The organism is Rhizorhapis sp. SPR117, assembly GCF_021742065.1.
The window spans coordinates 1-4,919 of sequence record NZ_JAKKIE010000121.1; the positions used below are offsets into that span (position 1 = coordinate 1).

The 4,919-nt window shown below is 52.7% G+C and carries 3 protein-coding genes; all 3 read left to right on the top strand.

The genetic code is table 11. The features are described from left to right. Positions 1 to 25 precede the first annotated feature (25 nt). The 3 genes from L3X40_RS20895 to L3X40_RS20905 are packed head-to-tail and all read left to right on the top strand — an operon-like array spanning position 26 to position 4,604. Positions 26 to 2,269 (top strand): TonB-dependent receptor, encoded by a 2,244-nt coding sequence (locus tag L3X40_RS20895; RefSeq protein ID WP_237367285.1) that lies wholly within the window; start codon positions 26 to 28, stop codon positions 2,267 to 2,269. Positions 2,270 to 2,297: 28 nt separating this feature from the next. Then, entirely contained in the window at positions 2,298 to 3,155 is an 858-nt protein-coding gene (locus L3X40_RS20900) for a TauD/TfdA dioxygenase family protein (RefSeq protein WP_237367286.1), read from the top strand. Between the two features lie 54 nt (positions 3,156 to 3,209). Then, the gene (locus L3X40_RS20905) at positions 3,210 to 4,604 is read left to right on the top strand and encodes an FAD-dependent oxidoreductase (protein ID WP_237367287.1); all 1,395 of its coding nucleotides are present in this window, start codon (positions 3,210 to 3,212) and stop codon (positions 4,602 to 4,604) included. Positions 4,605 to 4,919 lie beyond the last annotated feature (315 nt).

Genomic DNA, 4,919 nt, shown 5'->3' on the forward strand with positions numbered 1-4,919 from the left:
TGGGTGCAGATCAGGGGAGGGACTTATGACGATGTTGTTTAGTGTGAGCAAAATGGCACTTCTTGCCGGATTGGGAGCTTTGTTTGTCACTGGCGCCGAGGCGCAGGCGCAAACCCCCACGGATCAAGCGCAGGCGCCGGACACGACCGCGCCTCCGCCTTCTGAATCCGGCAATGCGGAAACGGCGGCTGAGCGGAATACGGGCCTGTCTACCATCGTTGTGACCGCACGGCGGCGCGAGGAGCGTTTGCAGGACGTGCCTGTCGCTGTTACAGCCATTGGCGCTGAGAAATTCGAGCAGATGTTTGCAAATAGCTTCGCTGACATCGACCAAGTCGCTCCCAATGTGAGCTTCGACTTGGCTCTGGCGAGCACCATACACACGCCGGCAGGTTCCATTCGGGGGATCGGGACGGTCGAAATCGACAGTGCCACCGATCCGGCTGTTCCCATTGTTGTCGACGGCTTCACCTATGCGCGTTTGGCGGGTTCGATGCTTGACCTCTTCGACGTGGAACGCATCGAGGTTTTGCGCGGTCCGCAAGGAGCTCTATTTGGCATGAACACGATCGCGGGCGCGATCAATATCGTCTCACAAAAGCCGACCGGTGAGTTCGGCGGAAAAGCTCAGGTGAGGATCGGAAATTTCGGACGGCTCGACATGCGTGCCACCCTTGATTTTCCTATCGCTCCCGGCTTGCTTGCCGGCAAGGTCTCCGTTCTGAGCACCAAGTCTAACGGTTACTGGCATAACCTTGCCACCAATGAATCGGTTGGCGGTGACAATACTTTCGCAATCCGGCCGAAACTTCTGTTCACGCCGAGTGATGAGCTAGAGATGGTCCTCACGGGTGAGGTCATTCGAACCAGGCCGGGGATTATACCGTTCAGCAATTTTTCGACGTCTGATCAGGTTCTTGCTCAGATAGGGTTTCAAGGTACAGATTCGAACGGGAAACCACTCGAGGATCAGCCGTTCACCGTTTTCAATAATGACTTCCGCACAAAGAATTTCTTCGATGCAAAGCTTTTAATCCTCAATGCAAGTTATGATGCCGGTTGGGGCGAGTTCACTTCGATTACAGGTTATCGCAAAACGAAAGAAAATCTTGGCGCGGATGTTGACGCCACATCGTTGATCCTACTGCACACGCCGCGCGCGACGGATGCCGAGCAATTCAGTCAGGAGCTGCGGTTGCTGTCGTCGGTTACCGACAGAATGGATGTGCTGATCGGCGGCTATTATAACTGGTGGAAATATTTCACGCTCGACGACTGGGCGTTTGGTGAGAACATTTTCCTGACCGGAGATACGGCTCAAAGGTCGGAAACCAAGGCCTTATTTGGCCAGGTTAATTATAAGCTCACGGATCGTTTGCGCGTGACCGCAGGAGGCCGCTATACGTGGATTAACAAGACATTCGATCGCATGCCGGTAGGCGTTCCGGACCGGGTTAATGCCAGCGCAAAATGGTCATCGTTCAGCCCGGAAGTTAGCGTCGACTACAAATTCTCCGGTGGCAACATGGTTTATGCCAAGTGGGCGCGCGGCTTCCGCAGTGGCGGTTTTAACGGACGTGCAAATCAACTCCTCACCATCGGCCCTTACGGTGAAGAGATTGCCGATTCGTATGAGGTCGGACTCAAGAGCGAATTGCTCGACCGCCGTCTTCGGTTGAACATCGCGGGCTTTTATATCAATTATAGAGACCTGCAGACGACTCAGGTTGTTCCCTCACCGGGCGGAGCGGGTTTTGACACATTGATTGTTAATGCCGGCAAGGTCGGCATCAAGGGAATTGAAGTCGAGATGACTGCGATCATTACACCGCAGCTCCGGCTCTCTGCTTCGGTGGGTTATCTCGATGCGAAATACAAGGAATTCATGTCCGATCTCAACAATGATGGAGTGAGCGAGGACGCATCATTTCTTGAGCTTCCTCGGGCCCCGGAATGGAGCGTCAACATAAGCCCCAGCTACGAGACGGATGTCGGTGATTTCGGTTCGCTGCTTTTTAATGTCAATTATTCCTTCACGCCGCAGATTCAGACAAACGTCCAAAACATCGTTCCTCGCGAGGCTACGCATCTCGTCGACGCAAGCATCACGCTGACGACTGCGGACGAGCGTTTTAGCTTCGCCATCTGGGGCAGGAACCTGACCGACCAGCTGTACGTAGGCCAGGCGTTTCCGGTTGGAGATATCACTAATTTCGGCCGGTTTGCCGAGCCGAGAACGTATGGAGCCGAGTTCACAGTGAGATTCTGATTGGGTCGGCGAACACGGAGTAGAAACTATGCCTAGTGAAGCTGGAACAACCGATACGCTGAAAGTGCGTCCGATCGGCAAGACGATCGGTGCTGAGATCATTGGTGCCGACGTCCGTGAAAGTGTACTGGACGAAGATGGCTTTCAGTGTCTCAAGCAGGCGCTTCTGGACTATAAGGTCATAACTTTGCGCAATCAAATGCTAGAGCCGGATGACCAGGTCGCATTCACTTCAAAATTCGGTCCGGTAAATGACGGGGGGCCTAAGAACCCGTTTTTTCTGGAAGGATATCCAGAAGTCACCATTCTTTCAAATATACTTAAGGATGGAAAACCAATAGGGTTTCAGACCGACCAAACGGACGAATGGCACACGGATATCACATACCTTGATAAGCCAAGCATGGGGGCGGTTCTCTATGCTACTGAGGTTCCTCCAGAAGGTGCTGATACTTTGTTTGCCGATCTAGAGGCAGCTTATATAGCTCTGCCTGACACAGTTCGAGGCCGGATCGATAAACTGCGAGCGATCCATACATATCCTGAGCAATATGGCGGTAAACTGACTGAGTCCGAAAAGGCGGCGATGCCGGCTCGGTCTCATCCGCTTGTGCGAACCCATCCGGAAACTGGCCGCAAAAGCCTGTTTGTCAGCCCGATGATGACGATTGCCGTCGAGGGCCTTCGGGAGGAAGAGAGCGACGATCTGCTCAAAGAGCTCTTCGGGCACATTACCAAACCTGAGTTCATGTACACCCACAAATGGGAATTGAACGATCTTTTGATCTGGGACAATCGTTGTACCATGCACAAATCGACTTGGTTTGACCCGAAGTATAGTAGGCTAATGTATAGAACAATGATTGACGGAGATGTTCCGTATTAATGGTGAAGCCTCGAGCTATTCCTAATTCTAGATTGAAACACAGAGGATATGTGAATGACCGTCGACTCGACTACGGCTATTGTGATTGGATGTAGCATCGCTGGCATGTCGTCAGCTGCCGTTCTGGCAAAGCATTATGAGCGCGTCATTGTCATCGAGCGTGATAAATTGGTGCAAGCTCCGGCATCAAGGCCAGGCACACCACAGGATGTGCAAGTACACTTCCTGCTAAAGGGCGGCGAGATTGTTCTATCTAGGTTATTTCCCGGTATCGTGGAGAAAATGACGGCTGCCGGCGCGCTTCGAGCCGATATCGGGAAAGAATATCTATGGTCAGGCTATAACGATTGGCGGCCGAGCGTTTCTTTGGGAATTGATGTCGTGCAGCAAAGCCGACCGCAGCTCGAATACATGATACGAGCCGAGCTTGCGGCAATCAAGAATATTACTATTCTGGATAACACTAAGGTCTCAGGTTACCTGTTCAACACTGATTCCTCCGCGGTTGTCGGAGTGACGACCCGAGAAAGGGGCGGCATGGATGGCATTGATCGAACAGCCAATCTTGTTGTTGATGCTAGCGGGCGCGGATCATCAACGCCTGCAAAGTTGGCTGCCGCGGGCTTTGTTAAGCCGGAGGAAGAGCTGATCGACGTTGAAGTTGGATATGCAGGCCAACTCTATAGGCTGGAACCAGGAAAGACATTGGATTGGCGTGGCATAGTGATCTCTCCGATTGGTCCTGAAAGACCAACTGGCGCTGCCGTTCTTCCCATTGAAGACGACTTGGTGACTCTAACCCTCTATGGTTATTTGGATAATTATCCACCTGAGGACGAGGATGGCATCCGTCGCTTTCTTAAGGATATTCGATTTCCGCACCAGACGGTTTCGGAAACATTGTTAGACATGAAGCCGGCTAGCAAACTTAACAGGTATCGGTTTACGGGGGCCCGCCGACGGAAGTATGAACAGTTAGCCAGATTTCCGGATGGGCTTGTAGTCCTGGGAGACGCCCTGTGTAGCGTTGACCCTGTATTTGGCCAAGGTATGTCACTCGCCATGCTGGAGGCAGAGGTTCTTGATAATTGGATGAGTAAGCGATCCAGCGCCGACATGACGCAGAAACCCCGGGGGTTAGAGTTTTTTCGTGAAGCGACCGGCGCGATCGGAACAGCCTGGAGACTTATTAAAAATACTGCCGCGAAGTATCCATCGGGTAATTGGTCTCGAACTCCTGAATTCTGCCTTATGTCTTCGTATTATGATGCGATTGGTGCTTTGGCCCTTGAGGATGATGATGTTCTACGAAAGTATCTTCGTGTAACACAATTTATTGACGCGGAGTCCACTTTGTTCACACCTGAGATTATCTCGCGCGTGGTTCGGCAAATCGTCAACAGCGGAGCCGGGGAGGGATCGATCATGCAACCTGGGCACCCCCAATAACCCTGGCGCGATCCGGCTAGAGATGATTCACTGCGCCTGACCAGGGAGGCGGCAGATGCGTCAGGCGGGTTTGTTCGGGCTATCGGATCAACTGAGGCGGTTGTCGGACTGCGGCGACCCGCTGGAGACGATGAGCCGGGTGGTGGACTTCGAGGTGTTCCGCCCAGCATTGCAGCATATAGGGAATTCTGGCTTTTCTTCCCCCCAAAAATGGGTAGATTTTGCAGCCTCAATTTAGCAGCCCGGTGACGGAGTCGCTTTTTCTGTCACCGGGTGGTGCGAGGTCAAATGTCGTTTGGCGTGAAGGCGATGAGG